We start from the raw sequence: 21160 nt of genomic DNA, 5'->3' as shown, positions 1-21160 counted from the left end.
GCATGATCAGGCTGATCGTGGTGGTGCTCGCGGTCGGCGTGCTGCTGGCCCTGATCTGGTGGAGCGCAGGTCGTCCGGACCACGGCCCCGACGGCAGGCTCTCGCGCAGGTACCGGGAGCGGGGCGGCGGCTGGGGTGGCGGCGGCTGGGGGCCCGGTCGGTAGGCCGCCTCCCGGGTGGAGGCCGACCACGCGCCGTCCGGTTGCGCGCAGCCGGAGGCACGCGTGGTCCCCACGGGTGACTCACGTCCCTTCCGGGGCGGTCCTCCGTCCGTGGCATGGGCGGGGCGAGGCGGAGACCATGGGTGTGTGCGCATCGGTCGATCGGTCTCGGGTGCGGTCGCCCTGTCCGTCGTCGGCGCGGCCCTCTGCTACCGCGTGTTCCTGCGACAGAGGGTCCTGAGCTGGGGCGCGAGACCCGACGAGGTCGGCGCGCGGCTTCCCGGGGACGACCTCGTCGTCGACCCCGACGGCCAGACCACGCGGGCGGTCAGCGTGGCCGCACGACCGTCGGACGTCTTCCCCTGGCTCGCCCAGATGGGGCCGTCGCCTCGCGGCGGCGCCTACACCTACGACTGGATCGAGAACCTGTTCGGGTTGGGCATGCACAGCGTCGACCACATCCTCGAGCAGTACCAACAGCCGGAGCCGGGAGAGGTGATCGAGTTCGGTGGCAACCGGATGGTCCTCGAGCTGGTCGATCCGCCCCATGCCATCGCGTGGCGATCCTCGGACGGGAACTGGTCGTGGGCCTTCGCGATCCGCGACGACGGCGCGGGCCGTACCCGGCTGATCAGCCGCAACCGCTTCCGGTTGCCCCGGTGGATCGATCGGTGCGGCATGGTCCCCATGGAACCGGGCTCCTTGGTGATGGAGCGCAGGATGCTCAAGGAGATTGGCGCGAGGGCCGAGAGGCTGGCGAGCAGTCGCCCCCGCTGACGTGGACGGATGACACCTGATCTCGGCCTGGCCACCGCTGTCGCCGACGAACACCGGCAGGTGAGCGGGCACGCCGCGGCAGGGACCCTCGGCCCTGGCCGGCGCCCGCGCGCCGTGCTACCCACGAGGTGGGGCGGGCAGGACCGTGCACAGAGGAGTACGACGTGGGTCGACTGGTCGTGGTCGGCGGGCTGAACATGGACATCCACCTGTTCGGCCTGCGCGAGTCCGGCGGGCAGGCGCCGCTGGTGGCGGAGGGGCACCTGGCGCAGCCCGGCGGCAAGGCGGGCAACGTGGCGCGGGCCGCGGCCCGACTGGGGGCCGAGGTCACGCTGGTGGCGCGGGTCGGCGACGACGACTTCGGCCAGCACTGCCTCGAGGCCTCGGCCGGGGACGGGATCGACGTCTCCGGGGTGACCACCACCGCCGACGAGCACACCGGCTTCGTGGCGATCGAGCTCGAGCGCGGCAAGCACCGCTCCCTGGTCTTCTCCCCGGGCGCCAACGAGCTCCTCACCTGGGCGGACGTCGCCCCTCACGTCGCCGGCCTGACGGTGGCCGACGTCGTCGTCGCCCAGGCCGAGGTGCCGCCGGAGACGCTGTCGGCGCTGGCGGCCGCGACGGCCGCGCGCGGCGTGCCGCTCTACCTGGACCCGACACCGCCGGACCGGGTCCGCCGCGACCACCTGCTCGCGGCCGACGTGATCACCCCCGACCTCGACGAGGCCGCGCAGCTCACCGGCCGCATCCACAGCTCGCGGCTGTGGACACGGTCGGCCGCCGCCGAGCTGCGCGCCGCCGGGGCCCGCCGGGTGCTGCTCAAGGCCTCCGAGGACGGGGCGCTCCTGCTCGACGACGACGGCCTGCGCGAGGTCCCGACGGCCCGGGTCGAGGCGGTCGACGAGACCGGCGCGGGCGACGTCTTCATGGCCGCGCTCGCGGTCCGCCGGCTGGAGGGTGGCGACTGGGACGAGGCGGCGCGGTTCGCCAATGCGGCCTCCTCGCTGTCGGTGAGCCGGGTCGGCCTCGCCCTCCCGGACCGCGACGAGGTCGCCGCCCTCGCGCGGGAGCTCGCCGCGGCGGTACGGCCGCCCGGCTGACTCGCGTCCGCCGTCCCTCACCGAGCGTGGGCCCGGTGTGGGGCCGGTGTGGGTGGGCTGTCCCGTCGCGGCGGCCGACGGTGGAGGCATCCATCACCGACCGCCGAGGAGCAGACCATGACCGCCACCACCCCCACCGCCGAGCGCCCCGACATCCGGGAGATGGTCGTCGTCCACCGAGCCTTCCGGCGCGAGTTCGGCGCCTCGCCGGCCTACGTCCGCGAGGTCGCGCCTGGCGACACCGCTCGCGCCGCGCTGGTCGCCGACCACCTCCGGCTGGTGATGGGCGGCCTGGAGATGCACCACACCGGCGAGGACGTCGTGCTCTGGCCGCTCCTGCTGGAACGCGCCGCGCCGTCCACCGGGCTGGTGGAGACCATGCAGGCGCAGCACCACGCCGTCGACGGGTACGCCGACCAGGTCGGCCCGCTGCTGGCGGCCTGGGAGCGGGGGCCGACGGTCGAGGCCGGGGAGGAGCTCGCCGCGCTGATCGAGCGCTTCACCGCCGCGCTCGTGGAGCACCTGGACCTGGAGGAACGGGAGATCCTGCCGCTGTGCCTGCACCACGTGACGGCCGCGGAGTGGGCGAGCATGGGCGACCACGGCGTCGAGAAGATGACCAAGCGGCAGCTGCCGCTGCTCTTCGGCGCGGTGCTGGAGGAGTGCGACGCCGCCGAGCGGCGGCTGATGGTCAGCCACCTGCCGGCCCCGGTGCGACTCTTCCTGCGCACCATCGGCGCCTGGCAGTACCGCCGCTACGTCACGGCGCTGCGCGGCCGCTGACCCCGCGAGCCCCGCCGGCCCCGCCGGCCCCGCCGGCCCCGCCGGCCCCGCCGGCCCCGCCCCCGACCTCCGCCACCACCCGCCGGGCCAGCGCGGCGACGTCCTGGGGCGTCGCCGCGCGGCCGCGCTCCCACCCGGCCAGGAACTCCGCCTCGCCGAGGGCGTCCCGCGCCGCCACCAACCCCGAGGCGGCGGTGGCCCGCGACGGCGGGAAGTGCGGGTTGACCGCGTCGGACGCGTCCAGCCGGGCGGTGGCGCCGTACAGGGTGGCGGCCGACCCGGGATCGCCGGCGCGCGCGGCGAGCCCGGCGATCGCCGGGACGGCGTAGCCCAGCGTCCAGCTCATCCGGAGCCGCAGGGACAGATCGAGCGCCTCACCGAGCAGGGCGGCCGCGGCCACCTCGTCGTCGGCGCCGCCGCGCACCTCGTGCACCGACACCGCCGTGTTCAGCGCCGTGGCCAGCGTGAACTCGTTGCCCAGCGTGCGCGCCGCACCCACGGCCTCGGCCAGCGTGGCCTCGGCGAGGTCGAGGTCGCCGGCCACCAGCGCCAGCTGGCCGTGGCCGAGCAGCGCGTGCGCGGCCACCCACGCGGCGTCCACGCCGGGATCTGCCCCCAGCACGAGGTCGAGCAGGCGGCGGGCCTCGGCGAGGTCGCCCACGAAGACCGAGGCGAGCCCGGCGAGCATCCGGTACTCCAGCTCCAGCAGCGGCCCGCCGGCCCGGGCCACGGTCGGCGGCAGGCCGTCGGCCACGCGCCTGATCTCGGCGACGTCCCCGACCACCAGCAGCAGCCCCATCCGGCCCACGGCGGCGCGGCACCGGGCGACGTCCGACATCGGGCCGCTGGCGCGGTCGAGCCAGGCCAGTCCCTCTCGTGCCCGGCCGCGCAGCGCGAGGTACAGCCAGACCGATCCGGCGATCTCGGCCGCGTCCCCGGGACGGTCGAGCTCGAGAAGTCGCAGGTACGCCGAGCGCAGGTTGGCGTGGTCTCCCTCGAGCCGGTCCAGGACGGACCCGATCCGGGGCTGCTGGAGCCGGATGCCGGCCGTGATCGCGGCCTCCCGCTGCCACACGGCGTGCGCGTCGGCGGTGGCCACCGCGGCGCCGGAGGCGTGCAAGCGGGCCGCGGCGTACTGCCGGACCGGTTCCAGCAGCCGGAACCGTGGCTGCCCGTCCGGCGGTGGCACCGGCGTCACCAGGGACTGCTCGACCAGCGTCGCGAGCGCGGCGAACGGATCGCCGTGGGAACCGGGCGAGCCGGGCGGGTCGAGGGCCTCGACGGCGTCGAGGGAGAAACCGCCGGAGAAGACCGCGAGCCGCGCCAGCAGCCCCGCCTCGCCGGGCCCCAGCAGGTCGGCGCTCCAGTCCAGCACCGCGGTCATCGTGCGCTGGCGGTCCGGCAGGTCCCGCGGCCCGGGCCCGGCCTCGAGTCCGCGGGAGTCAAGCCGCGCGAGCAGGGCCTCGGGCGGCAGCAGCCGCGCGCGGGCGGCCGCCAGCTCCAGGGCCAGCGGGATCCCTTCGAGCCGGGACGCGATCGCGCCGAGCGCCGCTGCGTTCTCCGCGGTGACCTCCAGCGCGGCACCCGCCGCCGCGGCGCGGTCCAGGAACATCGCCACCGCGGGCGAGGCGGCGACGGCGCCGGGGTCGTCGAGGGCGTCGCCCGGGGGCAGCGCCAGCGGAGGCACCGGCTCCTCCCGCTCGGCGCGCACCCGCAACGGGGCCCTGCTCGTGGCGAGCACCGCCAGGCCGGGGGTGCGGTCGACCAGCTCGGCGATCGGCACGGCGGCGCCCAGCACCTGCTCGAGGTTGTCCAGGACCACCAGCACGCGCCGCCCCGACAGGTGCGCGGCCAGGCCTGCGGCCGAGACGCCGGCGACGCCCTCGGTCACCCCCAGGGCCTCGGCGACGCGCGGCATCACCAGGGCGGGCTCCCGGACCGGCGCCAGGTCGACGAAGGCGGCGCCACCGGGGAACTGCTCCGCGGCCCGAGCCAGCACCTCGGCCGCCAACCGGGTCTTGCCGACCCCGCCGGGGCCGGTCAGCGTGACCAGCCGGGCGCCGCCGCCGGTCAGCACCGCCACCAGGCCGTCCACCGCGTCCTCCCGGCCGAGGAGCGGCGTGCCGGACGGCCGCGGTCCGTCGACCCCGGCGGGGTGCCGCTCGGCCGGTGGTGCCGGAGCGGCGGCGTCCGGCCGCGCCGGCAGTGACCCGACCAGCGCGGCCCGCTCGTCGTCGCCGAGGTCCAGTGCGTCCGCCAACGACCGGACGGTGTGCGGGTAGGGCCGGCGCCGCTCGCCGCGCTCCAGGGCGCCGACCGCCTTCACGGTGATGCCGGCCCGTTCGGCCAGCTCCTCCTGGGTCAGCGACCGGGCCTCGCGGAAGCGGCGCAGCACGGCGGCGAACGGCTCGCCGACCCGCCTGTCGTCCACCCGCCGACGATAGCCGGGCCGGCGGGGTCGTGTCCGAAGTCCCGGACCCGCGGGGCGATCCGCCCTGGGAGCGACGGCCGCGATGCCGGACGCTGGGGACGTGAGCGCGGGACCCGTGCAGCAGACGCGGCGGCCGAGGGGCGCCCGACCGCATCGGGCGGCGCGGGCGGTGGCCGGCATCGAGGTCGGCGTCGCGGCAGTCCTGGTGCTGCTGGACCTTCTCGTCCCGTCGCTGGTGCTGCTGGCGATGGCCGGGCTGTCGTTGGCGCTGCGGCGCACCGGCCCGGCGTCACTGGGGCTGGTCCGACCCGGGCGGCCATGGCGCCTGGCCGGAGAGATGCTGGTGGCCGCCGCCGTGCTCGCCCTGGTCGACGTCGGGCTGGTGATCCCCGCGCTCGAGCACGTCACCGGCGAGCGTCAGGACACCAGCGGCTTCGCGGAGCTCCAGGGCAACCTGGCGCTGCTCGCCGTGCTCCTGGTGCTGAGCTGGACCCTGGCCGCCTTCGCCGAGGAGGCGGCGTTCCGCGGCTACCTCCTGACCCGGACGGTCGAGGCCCTCGGCGGCGCTCGATGGGCGATGCCCGCGGCGATCCTGGCCACCGCGGTGCTCTTCGCGGCGATCCACACCGAGCAGGGCGCGGTCGGCGTGGTGACGGCCGGATTCGACGGTGCCGTCCTCGGCGGGCTGCGCTGGTGGAAGGGGACCGTCTGGGCTCCGGTGCTGGCCCACGGCTTCGACAACACGATCGGCTTCGTCGCGTTCTTCCTGGTCGGGCCGGTCGGCGGTCTGTGGTGAGCGCGCCACTGTGGGCCAGGTGTGGTCCCGCTGTGGGTGGGACGGCCCGACGCGCGGCGTGAGCCTGGATGCGAGCCGGCGGAGCGTCCGCCGTCCACGCCCGAGGAGGCCGCCATGTCCGCACGCGCCCAGTCCGCACGCACCCAGTCCGCACGCACCCAGTCCGCCCGCACCGCACCGCGCCGACCCGTGGCCGTCCTCCGTCGCACCACCTACGCCCGCCAGGTGTCGATGGTGCTGGCCGCGGCGTTCGTGCTCTCCGTCGCGCACACGATCTACTCCTCGGCCGCGGGGATCGCCGATCCCGGCTTCGAGGTCAGCGACCCGGGCGTCTGGGCGTTCTACGCCGCCGCCTTCGGCGTCGCCTGGCTGGCCCGCCGGGAGGCCCGGTGGGCGCAGGCGGTGGTGCTCGCGTTCCTGGGCGTGCTGCTGGCGATCTCGATCCTGGTCTACCCCTCGATGTTCGGCCCGGAGCAGCAGACGACGTTCGGCTGGATCGAGAACGACGTGTACGTCGGGCTGCTGATGATCGCGGGCCACCTCTCGGTGCTGCGGCTGCGAGGGGTCGGGATCGCCGCCGGCCCGGCCCTGGACGCGTAGCACCGCGCCCTGCGTGGCCGTGTGGCTCACGCAGGGCGCGGTGCGTCAGGCCTCCCTGCGGTGGATCACCTGGGCGGAGCTCTGGTCGCGGGCCAGCATCAGGATCTGGTCGATGTTGACCCGTGCCGGCCGGGTGGCCACCCAGGTGACGGCGTCGGCGACGTCCTCGGCGCGCAACGGGTCGACGCCGGCGTAGACGGCGTCGGCCCTGTCCTGGTCGCCCTTGAACCGGACCAGGCTGAAGTCGGTCTGCACCATGCCGGGGTCGATCTCGCAGACCCGAACCGGCTTGCCGAGGAGCTCGATGCGGAGCACCCGGGTCAGCGCGGCGACGGCGTGCTTGGCGGCGTTGTAGCCGGCCCCGCCGCGGTAGGGCTCGCGCGCCGCGACCGAGCCGATGTTGATCACCTGCGCATCGTCGGAGGCCTCGAGGATGGGCAGCAGCGCGCGGATCATCCGCACGGTGCCGAGCACGTTGACGTCGTACATCCACTGCCAGTCGTCGAGGTTCGCGTCGGCCACCGAGTCGGCGCCGAGCGCGCCGCCGGCGTTGTTGACCAGCAGGTCGCAGCGGCTGACCTGGTCGGCGAACGCGGCCACCGAGGCGTCGTCGGTGACGTCGAGGGCCAGCGCGACGCCGCCGATCTCGGCGGCGATCCTCTCCAGCAGGTCGACGCGGCGGGCGCCGAGCACGACGCGGTAGCCGGCGGCGGCGAGCGCGCGGGCGGTCGCCTCGCCGATGCCGCTGCTGGCGCCGGTGACGACGGCGACGCGCTGGTCCGGGCTGGTGGGCAGGCGGTAGGTGCTGGTCACGGTGGGGTCCTCGGGTCTCGTGCGGTGGTCAGCGGGTGTGGGAGTCGGCGACGGCGAGCGCGTGGTCGAGTGCCGCCACGCCCTCCTTGATCTCAGCCTCCGTCGCGTTGAGCGGCGGCGCCAGGTGGATCCGGTTGTAGTTGGCGAAGGCGAGCAGGCCGCGGCGGGTGGCCTCGGCCAGGGTCGCCTGCATCGCCGGGCTGCTGCCGCCGTACGGCGCCAGCGGCTCCTTCGTGGTGCGGTCGACGACGAGGTCCAGGCCCCAGAACGCGCCGACGCCGCGCACGTCGCCGACCGAGGGGTGGCGCTCGGCGAGCTCGCGCAGGGCCGGACCGAGCAGGCCGCCCAGCGCGGCGGCGTTCTCGACCATGCCCTCCTCGGTCATCGCCTCGATGGTGGCCACCGCGGCGGCGCAGGCCAGCGGGTGGCCGGAGTAGGTGAGGCCACCGGGGTAGGCGACGTCGTCGAAGGTGGCCGCGACCCGGTCGCTGATCACGACGCCGCCCAGCGGCACGTAGCCGGAGTTGACGCCCTTGGCGAAGGTGATCAGGTCGGGGGCGACGCCGTGCTGCTCGAAGGCGAACCAGGAGCCGGTGCGGCCGAAGCCGACCATCACCTCGTCGGCGATGTAGACGATGCCGTAGCGGTCGCAGATCTCGCGCACGCCGGCCAGGTAGCCCGGCGGCGGCGGGATCACGCCGGCGGTGCCGACGACGGACTCCAGGACGAGGGCGGCGAAGGCGTCGGGGCCCTCGAACCGGATCAGCTCCTCGAGGTGGGCCAGCGCGCGCTCGCACTCCTCCTCGGGCGTGGTGGCGTTGAACGCGGAGCGGTAGAGGAACGGGCCCCAGAACCGGACGGTGCCGGCGGCTCCGTCGTCGTTGCGCCAGCGGCGGTGGTCGCCGGACATGTTCATGGTCAGGTAGGTGCCGCCGTGGTAGCCGCGGAACTGGGAGAGCACCTTGCGTCGGCCGGTGTGCAGGCGCGCCATCCGGACCGCGTGCTCGACCGCGTCGGCGCCGCCGTTGGTGAAGAAGACCTTGTTCATCCCCTCGGGAGCACGCTCGGCGATCAGCTGCGCGGCCCGGGCGCGCTGGTCGTTGGCGTGCGCCGGCGCGATGGTGCACAGCGTCGCGGCCTGCCGCTGGATCGCCTCGACCACGCGGGGGTGCTGGTGGCCGACGTTGGTATAGATCAGCTGGCCGGAGAAGTCGAGGAAGCGGGTGCCGTCGGCGTCCCAGAGGTAGGACCCCTCCGCGCCGGTGACGACCATCGGGTCCAGGTGCTTCTGCGCGGACCAGGAGTGGAAGACGTGGGCACGGTCGAGCTCGTAGGTGGCGCGGCCGGCGGGGTCGTGGGGGATGGGCACGGGGCTGCTCCTCGTGATGCTGGAGGGATCGGGGTCGCGTCCCGAAGGCGCGCAGTATTCGACTTCTTGAGACGGAAAGATCAAAAGAGCGGAATATGGCGAACGCTAGGGGTGCCCTCGACGCGTCGTCAACGCGGCTCGTCTCAATTAACAGAACGGAAACGTCTATTCTTCGGAACATGAGCGAGAGTGGCCCGGTCGGCGAGGATAGTCCGGCGATCCGACTGTTCGCACTGATGGAGCTGATCGTCGCCAAGGACGCCTTCGTCTCGCTGCAGAGCCTCACGGCCGAGACCCAGATCCCCAAGCCGACCCTCCACCGGATGCTGCAGCAGCTCGAGGGGGCCGGGCTGCTGATCCGCCAGGGCGACGGGCGGCACTACGGCACGGGGCCCCGGTTGCGCAGGTTCGCCGAGTCGCTGCTGCTCAACGCCACCCAGCACGGCGCCCGGCACGCGGTCCTGCGCGACCTGGTCGAGGACCTGGGGGAGACCTGCGCGGTCTCCACGATCTCCGGCAACGAGGTGCTCTACGTCGACGTCGTCGACAGCCCGTACCCGCTCCGCTTCGTCCTCGACGCCGGCGCGCGGGCGCCGATCCACTGCACGGCGAGCGGGAAGATGGGCCTGTCCCAGATGTCCCCGGGCCAGCGTCGCCGGCTGCTCGAACCGGCCCGCCTCGCCGCCTCGACGCCCCGCACGATCACCGACCTCGACGCGCTGGAGGAGGAGCTCCTGGCCACCCGCGAGCGCGGCTGGGCGCTGGACCTCGAGGAGTACCAGGAGGGCCTGGTCTGCGCCGCGGTCCCGATCCCGCACCCGGGTCGGTCGAACCTGTTCCTCGCGGTCCAGGCGCCGGCGATGCGGATGTCCGAGGAGCGCGCCCGGGCCGTCCTGCCCGCACTGCAGGACGCGGCCCGAGCGATCCGTACGATCGAGGACGAGGGCTCCAGCTGACCCGCTCGGCGAGAGCGTCGATCGGCGACGGCCCTCACGCGGCGCCCGGGTGGGGCCGCGTGAGCGGGGCCTGCGTCGGGTCTCCGAGCGCGGCGCTGGTGCGTGCTGGCGGGTTGCGCGGTCACGGCTGACGATGAATCGTCGGGAAACACTGGACGACTGATCGTCTAGCATATATTTTCCAGTTCATCGCTTCGCCGTCCCCCGTTGGGAGTGCTCGATGAGCCAGTCGCTACGCCACCCTGGTGGGCGGCGCCGTGGGCTCGCGATGTTCGCCCTGCTGCTCGCGCTCCAAGGCCCGCTGGCCGGCCACGACGTGTCCGGGATGCTCGTGCTCTCCCTCGCCGCCGTGCCGGTGCTGGTGGTCGTCGCCCGAGTCCTGGGCGCCGGCTGGTGCGCCTCCGGCGACCCGCTCCGGGCGGTCGGGGCCAGCACCGCGGTGCTCTTCGCCGCCCAGGAGCTCTACAGCGGCATCGGCGTCGAGTGGGTCAACCGCGCCGGCGGCAGCGCAGGCGCCCCCGACCTCGGCCGGCTCCTCCTCCAGCACGCCCTCGCCCTCGCCCTCGCCGCCGTCGTCGCGATGGTCGCGGTCGGCGCGCGGGTGACGGGCCGGTGCGCCCGCGCCATCGTCCGGATGGTCACCCCGAGCCCGGTGGTGGAGACGCCTGCCCGGCTCCTGATCTCCCTGGTGGACGTGCTCCGCGTCCCGACCGAGATCGCCCATCACTGCGGAATGAGATCCCCGCCCCGCTGCGCCCTGCCCTGCTGACGCCCCGCGACCCGTGGGCCGTCGGCTGCGCCGCAACGCGTAGCCATCCCCGCCGTCCGGCCGACCCGCCGTGCCCGTGCGCCACCTGTGCGCCGCGCCGTCCGGTCGCTCGGAGCGCCCGCGGGGGCCGATCTCCTCAGCAAAGGAACCTCAGATGATTCGCAGCTCGCTCCTGCCTGCCCGGTCCGCCGTCGTACGACGCGGCCTGGCCGCCGCGGCCCTCGTGGTCGCCGGCTCCACCCTCGCCGCCTGCTCCTCGACCGCCTCCGACTCCGAGCCCAGCGCCGTCGACGCCGGCGAGCCCGGCCCCGGCGTCTCCGACGACACCGTCAAGATCGGGTTCATCGCGCTCAAGGACGACACGGCCGGCAACTCCGGCTTCGTCACCCCCGAGGAGCCGCCGGCCGAGGAGACCATCAACGCCCTCGTGGACTGGGTCAACGCCAACGGCGGGATCGCCGGCCGCACCGTCGAGCCCGTGATCCGGGAGTTCGACACCTCGACCGACTCCCCGCAGACCGAGGAGGCGCTGTGCCAGGCCTTCACCCGTGACGACGAGGTCTTCGCGGTGGTCATGCGCGGCCAGTACCAGGGCACCGCCCGTGCCTGTTACGCCGGCGCCGACACGATGATGATCGACCAGACGCTGGCCCCGGTCACCGCGGCGGACCTGGAGGAGAGCGCGCCGTACCTGTGGACCCCGAGCCTTCCGGAGTGGGGCACCGCCATGGCGGGCCAGGTCGAGGGCCTGGTCGCCAGCGGCTGGCTGGCCCCGGGTGACAAGGTCGGCATCGCGCAGAAGATGACCGACGCCGCGGCCGCGGTCGTCGAGGACCGGGTGGTCCCGGCCCTGGAGGCGGGCGGCATCGACGCCGTCACCGTCGCCACCTTCGACCCGACCGACGCCACCGGCGCCTCCATCCAGTCCGCGATCGGCACCATGCAGCGCGACAAGGTCGAGAAGGTCCTGGTGCTCGGCAACCCCGACACCGCGGCGCAGTTCATGTTCTTCGGCGGCCAGACCGGCTTCGCGCCGGCGTACGCGCTGAACTCGTTCGACCTGCCCGGGTTCTTCTCCGACAACGCGCAGATCTTCCCGCCGGGATCGATGGACTACGTCTCCGGCATCGGCTTCCTTCCGCCCAAGGACGTCCGCAACGACGACTTCCCGGCCAACGACGCCGAGCAGACCTGCGTGGACGCCCTCGCCGAGGGCGGCGTGGACCTGACCGACCGTGCGAGCTCGGCGACCGCGTTCCAGTACTGCGACGCGCTCACCCTGCTCCAGGCCGCGGGTGGCGAGGACGGTGACGTCCTCAACGCGGCGAACGTCGCCGAGAACGCCGCCGACTCCGACTGGCAGGCCGCCATGTCGCTCGGTACGGACCTGAGCGGCGACGTCTACGCCCCGGCGAGCGTCTACCACGTGCTCACCTGGGACCCGAAGTCCAGCTCGTTCGTCTACGGCGACGACGAGCTCGCCTTCACCGCGGGTTCCTGACGTGACGGCCGTCGCCCTCGCCCTGGTCGCGATCTGCCAGCTGGGGCTCTTCGTCATCGCGCTGCGCACGCTGCGCCGTACCCGTTCCTGGGACTGGGCGATCCCCGTCCTGGTCACGGCGGCGCTCGTCTACGACAACGCGATCCTGGCACTCGGCAGGACCATCGGCGAGGGCGACGTGCTGCACGTCCTCAGCATGCCCCGGTACGCCGGGCACGCGCTCGGCACGCCACTGCTGGTGATGTTCGCCTTCACCTGCGCCTCCCGGTTCGGGATCGCCCGGTTCAGCCGCCGCGAGGCGGCGACCGGGTGGGGCTTCGTGGTCTACATCGCGATCATGCTCGGCGTGCTCGACGACGTTGTGAAGCTGCACCTGGCGCCGGTGTACAAGAACGGGCTGCTCTCCTACGGCCACACCAGTGCCGGCGGCGCGCCGATCAAGGAGATCGTCACCGTCGTCTGCCTGCTGCTGCTGGGCGGGGCGATCGCCCGCTACGGTCGCAGCCACTGGATGTTCCTCGGCGCCGTCGCGATGTTCGTGATCGCCGCCTTCTGGGCCAGCAACCCGGTGCTCAGCAACACCGGTGAGCTCCTGCTGCTGGCCGGCATCGTCCTCACCGGACTCCAGTCGCTCCGGGTGGAGGAGGAGCGCAAGGCGGCCCGCAAGCGCGGCGCCCGCCAGCACGCCGGCGGTCCCGCGCTGCTCGGACCGGCCGGCGGCCGCGACGACAACGAGCGGGCCGAGCGCAAGCGGCGCTCGACCCGGTGGAACCGTTACCTCGGGGTGACGTTGGCGATCGTCTTCCCCGGCTCGTACGCGCTCGGCTGGTGGCACGACCACACCACCGGCACGGCGGAGACGTGGGTCGGCACGGCCGACGTCCTGGTCCAGGGGATCTCGACCGCGGCGCTGATCTGCCACGCGGTGTACTCGTTCTCCATCTTCGGCTTCCCCAACCCGCGCTGGAACCTGCGCACCGTCAACGGCTACATCTCCTACGCCCTGCTGTTCACCTACCTGCTCAGCCAGCTCGCGTTCGACGTCGAGCCGGCGCACACCATCCTGCTCGCCGTGTCGCTGGTGCTGATCGCGGTGCACGTGGCGATCGCGCTGAAGCTGCGGCGGAGCCGTCCGGCCCCGACGATCACCTTCCCCGCGGACGTGCGCGCCGTCGTGGCCGCGGACGCCTACGAGGTCGGGCGGGTGCGCGAGGAGCTCGCGTCCACGACGGCGGGCGCCAGCGGCGACGTGATCCTCGCCGCCCGGCGGGCCAGCGTGACGCTCGGCGGCATCGGCGTGCTGACCGACGTCGACCTGGAGATCCGGCGCGCCGAGGTGGTGGCACTGATCGGCAACAACGGCGCCGGCAAGACCACCCTGCTCCGCACGCTCGCGGGCCTCCAGCAGCCCGCCCGCGGGCGCATCGACTTCCACGGCGTCGAGGTCAGCCGGGCCAGCGCCGCGGCCCGTGCCCGGCTGGGCGTCAGCCTGGTCGTCGGCGGGCACGCGGTGTTCGGGGCGATGACGGTCGAGGAGAACCTGCGGATGTTCGCCCGACGGATCGCCGGCGAGCATGCTGCCGCCGAGGCGGCGCTGGAGGAGATCTACGCCGAGTTCCCGTGGATCGCCCAGCGGCGGCGCCAGGTCGCCGCCACCCTGTCCGGCGGCCAGCACCAGATGCTCGCCGTCGCCCAGGGGCTGATCGGGGACCCCGAGGTCCTGATGATCGACGAGTTCTCGCTCGGCCTGGCGCCGTCGGTGGTCGATCAGCTGGCGGCGATGGTGCGCACCATCAACGCCCGAGGCACCGCGGTCCTCGTGGTCGAGCAGTCGGTGCCGGTCGCACTCGACCTGGCGCACCGCGCCTACGTGCTCGACCGCGGTCGGATCGCCCTGTCGGCCGACTGCGCCGGGCTGCGGTCCGACCCGAGCCCGGTCACCGATGTCCTGATGCACGCCCACGCCACGACGGGAGCCTGACCATGGCCGGCTTCGACCTCTCCGGAACCACGCTCTTCCTGGGCGTGCTCAGCGGGATCCCGATCGGGCTCCTGGCCATCGGCCTCACCCTGGTCTACCGGGTGAGCAGGTTCGTGAACTTCGCGCAAGGGGCGCTGGGCGTCTTCGGGGCCTCCGTGGTCGGCACCCTCGTGGTCGTCTACCACCTCCCGTACTGGCTGGCCTTCGCCCTCGGCATCGGCGCCGCGGCGCTGGCGGGCGCCATGGCCCAGGTGCTCGTCGTACGGCGGGTGGCCTCGGCGCCGCACGTGGTCGGCGTCGTGGTGACGCTGGCGCTGGCGCAGTTCCTGCTGGCCCTGTCGTTCACCATCAACACGAAGGCCACTGCGGGCCCGACGTTCCCGCTGCCGCCGGGCCTGCCGTCGATGGAGGTCGGTGGGGTGGTCGCGAGCCCGGCGTACACGGCGCTGCTGGTGCTCGGTCCGCTGGTCGCGCTGGCGGTGTGGGTGGTGCTCACCCGCACCCCGCTCGGCCTGGCGATCCGCGCGACGGCGACCAACCCCGACGCGACGTGGACCTCGGGCGTCTCCCCGAGCGCGACGGCGACCGCCACCTGGGCGCTGGCCGGCGCCGTCGCCGCCTTCTCCGCCACCCTGCTGTGGCCGACCCAGGGCATCGCCGGCATCGCCACGCTGGGGCCCTCGCTGCTGCTGCGCGGCCTGGCGGCCGCGGTGATCGCCCGCTTCACCCACGTCGGCGTGGCCTTCGTGGCGGGTGTGGTGATCGGCCTGCTGGACACGGTCGCGCGCACCGACCCGAGCCGGGCCGGCCTGGCCGACATCGTGCTCGCCGTGGTGGTCCTGGTCTGGCTGCTGCTGCTGCGGCCGCCCGCCCGCTCGACGCAGGTGGAGACGACGTGGTCGGCGACGCGGCTGCCCGCGGTCGACGCCCGCTACCGCCACCTGCCCGAGGTCCGGCACCTCCCGGTCCTGGTCGGCCTGCTGGTCACGGTCACGGTCGCCACGCTCCCGCTGTGGCGCAGCAACGCGTTCAACTTCGCGGTGCTGACCACCATGGCGCTGGCCATCGTGGTCTGCTCGGTGGCGCTGCTGACCGGCATGGCCGGGGTGCTGTCGCTGGGGCAGGTCGCGGTCGCCGGCGTGGGGGCGGTGGTCTCCGTGCGGGTCGCCAGCGCCGCCGGCGGCAACGTCCTGCTCGGCATCCTGTGCGGCGCCGCCGCCGGCGCGGTGGTCGGGCTGGTGCTCGGCCTTCCCGCGTTGCGCAACCGACCGATGGCGCTGGAGATCTCCAGCCTCGCGTTCGCGGTCTGCTCCGCGTCGTGGCTCTTCCGGCAGGAGTGGGCCTTCGGCATCGGGGTGGTCCCGGACCAGCCGATGATCGGCACGCTGGCGCTCGACGGTCCGAAGTCCTACCTCTACGTGGTGCTGGTGGTGCTGCTCGCGGTCGGGCTGGGCCTGCGCTGGGTCTGGACCTCCCGTTTCGGCCGTGAGCTGCGCGCGGCGCGGGACAACGAGCCGGCGGCGCGTGCGCTCGGCGTGCGCGTCCGGCGGCTGCGGGCCCTGTGCTTCCTGGCCGCGGGCGCGATCGCGGGCCTGGGCGGGGCGGTGCTGGCGCACTCCCGCAGCTACCTGAGCGCGGCCGACTTCGACCCCGGCGCGAGCATCACCGTGGTCACCTCCACCGTCGCCGGTGGTCTGGGCACCATCGGTGGCCCGATCGCCGGCGCGACGCTGGTCCAGGGCGTGCCGCTGATCGGCGGCCTCGGCTCCCTCGCGATCTCCGGCCTCACGCTGCTCGTGCTGGTGCTGATCGTGCTCCAGCCGGCGGGCCTGGCCGGCGTGCTCGTCCCGGTGCGGGACTGGGTCGTCGAGGAGCTGGGCCGGCTGCGGGGGATCCGGCCCGGGTGGCAGGAGCCCGCGCAGGAGGCGTCCGCGGGGAAGCCCGCGGACCCGATCGGAGCCGACGGCGGGGCACCGGTGGTCCCGGTGATCGCCACGTCCGGTGGCGCCCCTCGGATGAGGACGCCCGAGCCGGGTCGGGTGGTGCTCGAGGTCGACGGCGTGTCCCGCTCGTTCGGCGGGGTGCGGGCCGTGAACGGCGTGGACCTGCGAGTGCTCGACGGCGAGCTGGTCGGCATCGTCGGCGCCAACGGGGCCGGCAAGACCACCCTGTTCGAGATCGTCACCGGCTTCGTCGTCCCGGACGCGGGCTCGGTGCGGCTCCTCGGGGAGGACGTCACCCGTCGTACGCCGGAGGCCCGGTGCCGGCGCGGCCTGGTCCGGTCGTTCCAGAACGCCCTGCTGTTCCCGAGCATGACCGTGCGCGAGGTCGTGGACCTCGCACTGCGCGACCGCGACGCGACGGCGGGTGCCGACGAGCTGCTCTCGCTGGTCGGCATCGCCGACCTCGCCGAGGCGCACGTCGACTCCCTGACCACCGGGAACCGGCGGATGGTGGAGCTCGCCGCGGCACTCGCCACCCACCCGCAGGTGCTGCTGCTCGACGAGCCCGGCGCCGGTGTGAGCCACGCCGAGCGGGAGCGGCTCGCCGGCGTGCTGCGCGGGCTGCGAGACGAGCTGGGGCTGACCGTGGTCGTGATCGACCACGACCTGGGCCTGCTGCGCGCGGTCTGCGACCGGCTGGTGGCGATGGACCAGGGCGCGGTGATCGCCGCCGGCGACCCGCAGGAGGTGCTGGCGCACGCCGACGTCCTGCGCGCCTACCTCGGCGAGGTCGACGCCGCGGGGTCCGCGGTCGGCTGATCACGACCGGTGGCGCCGGCGGCTCTCATCGTCCGCCGGCGCCATCGGAGCCGGACCGCCGGCGGCCGCGACCGTCGAGCTGCGCGCGCGACGGGGGCCGCCCGGGGCGGTGACCAGGGGGTCAGGGCAGGTCGATCGGGCGCAGCACGAAGACGATGCCGTGGGCGATCTGCTGGTTGCCCCGGTTGATGTCGAGGGCCCAGGGGTTCAGGAACGGGTCGACGTCGTCCTTGTCCTGGTCCCGCAGCCGAACGACGCCCAGCCGCTTGAAGACAACGTCGACCTCGAAGGTCGCGCCCTGGGCGGTGGTCAGGTCGACGCCGTCAGCCTTGAGCGCCTGCGACGAGGTGATCGTCGCGCCCGGGACGACGTGGTAGAGCAGCACCTGCTCGATCGCGTCCACGCCGACGGCGTCGACCAGCGTGTTGAAGATCCGGCGCTCGGACCGGATCCACTGGCCGGTGAGGTCGTAGGCGAGCCGGCGGAACGAGACGTCGTTCGGGATGAACGCGGTGAGCGGGACCGTGCCGTCGGCCAGCAGGCCCACCGGGCTGTCGGTCTTCGCACCCACCACCGCCAGCACGGCCTCGGTGACGATGTCGTAGTCACGGCTGTTCCTGTCGAACCGGTTGCCGTCGGAGGTGAGTACCTCGGCCAGGCTGGTGGTGCCCTTGGGGGTGCTGGCCTCCGCCGCGCCCGGGGCCAGGCCCAGGGTCGCCGTGAGCGCGAGCGCCGCGCCGGTGGTGAGAATGCTTCGAGTCTTCATCGATCTGTCCTCGCCTCGGGGGCCGCCCGATGCCGCCCCGTTGGGGGTGGTTCGTCGCCGATGCCCCGGCGGTTGGGTCTTTTTCCCGACGGATCTGCGCGCCCGTCCCGAGCCCCACCGTCGACGCTAGGTCGTGCTGGGCGCCACGGCCTCCGCCGACTCCGGCAGGATCTGCCCGCCGTCCACGACCAGGGCGTGGCCGGTGATGTACCGGGCCTCGCGCGAGGCGAGGAAGGCGACCGCGTGGCCGATGTCCTCGGGCGTGCCGAGCTCGCCGAGCGGGATCGATGCCGACATCGTGGCGAGGTACTCCTCGCCGAGGTCGGCCAGGCCCTCGGTGAGCACGTTGCCCGGCAGGACCGCGTTGACGGTGATCCCCGACGGGGCGAGCTCGATCGCCGCGGTCCGCATGAAGCCCAGCTGCGCCGCCTTCGAGGCGCCGTAGTGGGACCAGCCGGGGAAGCCGGTGTGCGGGCCGGTGATCGAGGAGGTGAGCACCACCCGGCCGCGGCCGGAGGCCTCCAGGAACGGCAGCGCCGCCTGGACCGCGTAGACGGTGCCCTTGACGTTGACGCCGAGCACGGTGTCCAGCTCCTCGTCGGTCATCATCGCCAGCCGCGCCTCGGGGAAGATCCCGGCGTTGGCGCAGAGCACGTCCAGGCCGCCGAGCGCGGCCGCCGCCTCCTCGACCACGGCGTGCGCGCTGGTCCGGTCGGCGATCTCCCCGGCGACGATCGACACCTTCCAGGCGCCGAGCTCCTCCAGCGTCCGGGCGGCCTTCTCCAGGGGCTCGGCGGTGCGGGCGGTGATGGCGATCGAGGCGCCCGCGCGGGCGAAGACCCGGGCGATGCCCAGGCCGATGCCGCGCGAGCCGCCGGTGACCAGGACGCGGACGTCGGCGAGGTCGAACATGGTGCTCCTTCGGGACGGTGATCTGGGGACGGGTCTCAGGCGGGTGCGAACCGCAGCCAGGTGCGGTCCATCAGGTAGCGACGAGCCAGGTCGACGGTCCCGGCGGCGTACTTGTCGCCCCATTCCTGGGCGGGTGGGGAGTCGGGGTGGGAGCCCAGCCACGCGGTGAGCATCAGCCGGCGCAGCATCACGAGGGTGGGGATCATCGACAGATCGGCATCGGAGAGCGGCCGCACCTCCTGGTAGCCGGCCAGCCACTCCGCGATCGCGTCGGGGGTGGCCGGTTCGTGCTCGAGCCAGGAGATCGCGGCGGCCAGGTCGTAGAGGAACCAGCCGAAGCCGCAGTCGTCGAAGTCGATCACGGTCAGCGTCGACTCCGGGGCGGTGGGATCGAGCATCAGGTTCGCCAGCCGCAGGTCGGCGTGGATCAGGCCGTAGCGATCCGGGCCGCGGCCGTAGGCCGCGAGTCGCCCCCGCACCACGTCGGCGGCGCCGCCGAGCAGGGTGAGGTCCACGGCACGGACACCGGGAGAGCCGGACACGCTGCCCCATCGGGCCTGCGGGCCCAGGCACGCCTCGACGTCCCAGGCGAACCGCTCGAAGCCGGGCGGCCGGGCCCAGGCGGTCGCGTGCCGGTGCATGCCGGCGGTGATCGCGCCCAGCTCGGCCATCGAGACCCGGTCGGTCGCCTCCTCGCCGGTCACGCCGTCGACGACCGTGAAGGCGACCACGAAGCGGGCCCGGTGGTGCTCGCCGAGATCGGCGACGCGGGCGCCGGCCGCGGTCGAGACGACGCGCGGGGTGGGGATCCCGGCGTCCTCGCGCAGACGGTCCATCCAGGTCAGCTCGGAGTGGATCGAGTCGAGGGTCTGGTAGCCGGGGCGGTGGACGCGGAGGATCAACCGGCGCGGTTCGGCGCCGTCGAAGCGGCGGACCAGGTAGGTGCCGTTCTCGGACAGGCTGATCAGCCGGAGGTCGGCGTGGTTGTCGATGCCGTAGTGCTGCAGCGCCTGGCGCGCGGCGGCGGTCGCTGCGCGCTCGGTGAGCATGGGGCTGCGGCCTCCTGGGAGAGGGGCGGCGTCGCCGCCATGGGGGAGTGCCCAGTACACAGCCCGACGCGGGTGCGACAGCCCGTCCCCGGTGATTGTTCACAGGCTCGTTACGCGGGGACGACGGCGACATGCGGCCGTTACGGGATGCTCGGCGAGCACCAGCCGAGCCTGCGGCGCCAGCCGCGGAGAGGGAGCGATGACTGGCAGGTCCACGATCCTGGACGCCAACGCCTACACGCCCGATGCCGACCGGAGCGACCGTCGGGTCGACGGGCTGGTCGAGCGCCGGCGGCGGGTGCTGGGGCCGGCGTACCGGCTCTTCTACGACGAGCCGGTACGGCTCGTGCGGGGCAGCGGGACCACGCTGTACGACGCCGACGGCCGTGCCTACCTGGACGCCTACAACAACGTGGCCTGCGTGGGGCATGCCCACCCGCGGGTGGCGGCGGCCGTGGCGGCGCAGGCGGCGACCCTCACCACGCACACCCGCTACCTGGACGAGGAGCTGGTCGGCTACGCCGAGGAGCTGCTCACCACGTTCCCGGGCACGGCGGACCCCGACGGCTGGCAGGTGATGTTCGCCTGCACCGGCTCGGAGGCCAACGACCTCGCGGTCCGGGTGGCCCGCCGCGCCACCGGCGGCACCGGCGTGATCGTGACCGCGGAGGCCTACCACGGCAACACCGACCTGGTGACGGGGATGTCGCCGGCGCTGGGGCCCGGCGTGGGCCTCGGGCCGGACGTGTGGACGGTGGCCGCGCCCGACCCGCTGCGGCGCCCCGACGCCGACCCGGGGGAGACCCTCGCGGCAGGGGTGCGACGGGTGCTGGCCGAGATGGCGGCGGTCGGTGTGCGCCCGGCGGCGCTGCTGGTCGACACCGTGCTCTCCTCCGACGGCGTGCATCCCTCGCCGGCCGGCCCGTCGGGCCTCCTGGCGCCGGCGGTGGCCGAGGTCCGCGCGGCCGGCGGGGTGCTGATCGCCGACGAGGTGCAGCCCGGCTTCGCCCGCACGGGGTCGGCGTTCTGGGGGTTCGAGCGACACGGCCTGGTGCCGGAGCTGGCCACGCTCGGCAAGCCGATGGGCAACGGGATGCCGATCGCCGCGGTGGTCGGCGCGGCCGGCGTGATCGGACCGTTCGCGGGCTCGGTGCCCTACTTCAACACCTTCGGGGGCAACCAGGTCTCGATCGCGGCGGCGCGGGCGGTGCTGGAGGTGATCGCGGAGGAGGGTCTGCAGCGCCATGCCGCCGAGGTCGGAGCGCGGCTGCGGTCGCACGTCCGCGAGCTGGCCACGGAGCGCCCGGAGATCGCCGACGTGCGCGGCGACGGCCTCTACCTCGGCATCGAGCTGGTCGCCGAGGCGGGCTCGACCGAGCCGGGCACGGCGCTGGCCCGGGACGTGGTCAACGCGCTGCGCCGCGAGGGCGTGCTGTGCTCGGTGTGCGGCCCGTTCGGCTCCACCCTCAAGGTCCGCCCGCCGCTGGTCTTCAGCCACGCCGATGCGGACCGCTTCGCGGAGACGCTGGCCCGGGTCCTCTGACCTCCGCCGAGCCGGGAGAAAGGGAAGCCCGAGCCGCGGATCGCGTTTGCGTGCTCCCGTGCTGGATAGGAGCCCTACATCGGAACGGATC

At 74.2% G+C, this 21160-nt stretch carries 18 protein-coding genes; 12 read left to right on the top strand and 6 right to left on the bottom strand.

Annotation, left to right across the window (positions count from 1 at the left end):
* The first annotated feature begins 2 nt into the window (after window positions 1-2).
* The 4 genes from E8D34_RS20675 (at window position 3) to E8D34_RS04330 (ending at window position 2821) form a co-directional block, all read left to right on the top strand.
* Window positions 3-164: a hypothetical protein gene (locus E8D34_RS20675; RefSeq protein ID WP_168929322.1), complete on the top strand. Its 162-nt coding sequence runs from the start codon at window positions 3-5 to the stop codon at window positions 162-164.
* A gap of 144 nt (window positions 165-308) precedes the next feature.
* Window positions 309-938 carry an SRPBCC family protein gene (locus E8D34_RS04340; RefSeq protein ID WP_136593335.1) on the top strand — a complete coding sequence of 210 codons (630 nt, stop codon included), beginning with the start codon at window positions 309-311 and terminating at the stop codon, window positions 936-938.
* Window positions 939-1102: 164 nt separating this feature from the next.
* A complete protein-coding gene (locus tag E8D34_RS04335; protein WP_136593334.1) occupies window positions 1103-2038 on the top strand; it encodes a PfkB family carbohydrate kinase in 936 nt (311 codons plus the stop codon).
* Between the two features lie 117 nt (window positions 2039-2155).
* Window positions 2156-2821, top strand: coding sequence for a hemerythrin domain-containing protein (locus tag E8D34_RS04330; RefSeq protein ID WP_136593333.1), 666 nt, complete (start codon window positions 2156-2158; stop codon window positions 2819-2821).
* Here the strand turns inward: E8D34_RS04330 and E8D34_RS04325 are convergent.
* Window positions 2799-5252: a helix-turn-helix domain-containing protein gene (locus E8D34_RS04325; protein ID WP_168929321.1), complete on the bottom strand. Its 2454-nt coding sequence runs from the start codon at window positions 5250-5252 to the stop codon at window positions 2799-2801. The two genes, E8D34_RS04330 and E8D34_RS04325, sit on opposite strands and share 23 nt — an antisense overlap.
* 100 nt (window positions 5253-5352) lie before the next feature.
* Here E8D34_RS04325 and E8D34_RS04320 point away from each other — a divergent pair, with 100 nt between their 5' ends.
* Both E8D34_RS04320 and E8D34_RS04315 read left to right on the top strand, forming a co-directional pair.
* A complete protein-coding gene (locus E8D34_RS04320) occupies window positions 5353-6048 on the top strand; it encodes a CPBP family intramembrane glutamic endopeptidase (protein WP_168929320.1) in 696 nt (231 codons plus the stop codon).
* 114 nt (window positions 6049-6162) lie between these two features.
* Window positions 6163-6648, top strand: a complete 486-nt coding sequence (locus E8D34_RS04315) for a hypothetical protein (protein WP_136593330.1) — start codon at window positions 6163-6165, stop codon at window positions 6646-6648.
* 45 nt (window positions 6649-6693) lie between these two features.
* Here the strand turns inward: E8D34_RS04315 and E8D34_RS04310 are convergent, their stop codons facing one another.
* Entirely contained in the window at window positions 6694-7461 is a 768-nt protein-coding gene (locus E8D34_RS04310; RefSeq protein WP_240771085.1) for an SDR family NAD(P)-dependent oxidoreductase, read from the bottom strand.
* A 28-nt stretch (window positions 7462-7489) separates the two neighbouring features.
* Window positions 7490-8830 (bottom strand): aspartate aminotransferase family protein, encoded by a 1341-nt coding sequence (locus tag E8D34_RS04305; protein WP_240771084.1) that lies wholly within the window; start codon window positions 8828-8830, stop codon window positions 7490-7492.
* 179 nt (window positions 8831-9009) lie between these two features.
* On the opposite strand from E8D34_RS04305, the gene E8D34_RS04300 reads away from it, so the two are divergent.
* From E8D34_RS04300 to E8D34_RS04280, 5 genes are all read left to right on the top strand, one after another.
* Complete coding sequence (locus E8D34_RS04300; RefSeq protein WP_136593329.1) at window positions 9010-9786, top strand: IclR family transcriptional regulator; 777 nt, start codon at window positions 9010-9012, stop codon at window positions 9784-9786.
* 220 nt (window positions 9787-10006) lie between these two features.
* A complete protein-coding gene (locus E8D34_RS04295) occupies window positions 10007-10555 on the top strand; it encodes a hypothetical protein (protein WP_136593328.1) in 549 nt (182 codons plus the stop codon).
* A gap of 154 nt (window positions 10556-10709) precedes the next feature.
* Complete coding sequence (locus E8D34_RS04290) at window positions 10710-12056, top strand: ABC transporter substrate-binding protein (RefSeq protein ID WP_136593327.1); 1347 nt, start codon at window positions 10710-10712, stop codon at window positions 12054-12056.
* Window position 12057: 1 nt separating this feature from the next.
* On the top strand, window positions 12058-14037 hold the full coding sequence (locus E8D34_RS04285) for an ATP-binding cassette domain-containing protein (RefSeq protein ID WP_136593326.1): 1980 nt from the start codon (window positions 12058-12060) through the stop codon (window positions 14035-14037).
* Window positions 14038-14039: 2 nt separating this feature from the next.
* On the top strand, window positions 14040-16799 hold the full coding sequence (locus tag E8D34_RS04280) for a branched-chain amino acid ABC transporter permease/ATP-binding protein (protein WP_136593325.1): 2760 nt from the start codon (window positions 14040-14042) through the stop codon (window positions 16797-16799).
* 121 nt (window positions 16800-16920) lie between these two features.
* On the opposite strand, the gene E8D34_RS04275 is transcribed toward E8D34_RS04280, so the two are convergent.
* The 3 genes from E8D34_RS04275 to E8D34_RS04265 form a co-directional block, all read right to left on the bottom strand.
* Window positions 16921-17565 (bottom strand): fasciclin domain-containing protein, encoded by a 645-nt coding sequence (locus E8D34_RS04275; protein WP_136593324.1) that lies wholly within the window; start codon window positions 17563-17565, stop codon window positions 16921-16923.
* Window positions 17566-17691: 126 nt separating this feature from the next.
* Window positions 17692-18477: a 3-oxoacyl-ACP reductase FabG gene (gene fabG, locus E8D34_RS04270; protein ID WP_136593323.1), complete on the bottom strand. Its 786-nt coding sequence runs from the start codon at window positions 18475-18477 to the stop codon at window positions 17692-17694.
* A 35-nt stretch (window positions 18478-18512) separates the two neighbouring features.
* Window positions 18513-19526, bottom strand: coding sequence for a phosphotransferase (locus tag E8D34_RS04265; RefSeq protein WP_136593322.1), 1014 nt, complete (start codon window positions 19524-19526; stop codon window positions 18513-18515).
* A 199-nt stretch (window positions 19527-19725) separates the two neighbouring features.
* Here E8D34_RS04265 and E8D34_RS04260 point away from each other — a divergent pair, with 199 nt between their 5' ends.
* Window positions 19726-21069, top strand: a complete 1344-nt coding sequence (locus E8D34_RS04260; RefSeq protein WP_136593321.1) for an aspartate aminotransferase family protein — start codon at window positions 19726-19728, stop codon at window positions 21067-21069.
* Window positions 21070-21160 lie beyond the last annotated feature (91 nt).

It is taken from the genome of Nocardioides sp. GY 10113, from assembly GCF_004919105.1.
GTDB lineage: Bacteria > Actinomycetota > Actinomycetes > Propionibacteriales > Nocardioidaceae > Nocardioides.
This window is presented reverse-complemented; position numbering and strand designations above follow the sequence as displayed.

What these genes read in the sequence shown, in the direction of transcription:
- E8D34_RS20675 (WP_168929322.1), top strand. Translation starts at nt 3, where the DNA reads ATGATCAGGCTGATCGTGGTGGTGCTCGCGGTCGGCGTGCTGCTGGCC.
- E8D34_RS04330 (WP_136593333.1), top strand. Translation starts at nt 2,156, where the DNA reads ATGACCGCCACCACCCCCACCGCCGAGCGCCCCGACATCCGGGAGATG.
- E8D34_RS04315 (WP_136593330.1), top strand. Translation starts at nt 6,163, where the DNA reads ATGTCCGCACGCGCCCAGTCCGCACGCACCCAGTCCGCACGCACCCAG.
- E8D34_RS04300 (WP_136593329.1), top strand. Translation starts at nt 9,010, where the DNA reads ATGAGCGAGAGTGGCCCGGTCGGCGAGGATAGTCCGGCGATCCGACTG.
- E8D34_RS04295 (WP_136593328.1), top strand. Translation starts at nt 10,007, where the DNA reads ATGAGCCAGTCGCTACGCCACCCTGGTGGGCGGCGCCGTGGGCTCGCG.
- E8D34_RS04290 (WP_136593327.1), top strand. Translation starts at nt 10,710, where the DNA reads ATGATTCGCAGCTCGCTCCTGCCTGCCCGGTCCGCCGTCGTACGACGC.
- E8D34_RS04280 (WP_136593325.1), top strand. Translation starts at nt 14,040, where the DNA reads ATGGCCGGCTTCGACCTCTCCGGAACCACGCTCTTCCTGGGCGTGCTC.
- E8D34_RS04275 (WP_136593324.1), bottom strand. Translation starts at nt 17,565, where the DNA reads ATGAAGACTCGAAGCATTCTCACCACCGGCGCGGCGCTCGCGCTCACG.
- fabG (WP_136593323.1), bottom strand. Translation starts at nt 18,477, where the DNA reads ATGTTCGACCTCGCCGACGTCCGCGTCCTGGTCACCGGCGGCTCGCGC.
- E8D34_RS04265 (WP_136593322.1), bottom strand. Translation starts at nt 19,526, where the DNA reads ATGCTCACCGAGCGCGCAGCGACCGCCGCCGCGCGCCAGGCGCTGCAG.
- E8D34_RS04260 (WP_136593321.1), top strand. Translation starts at nt 19,726, where the DNA reads ATGACTGGCAGGTCCACGATCCTGGACGCCAACGCCTACACGCCCGAT.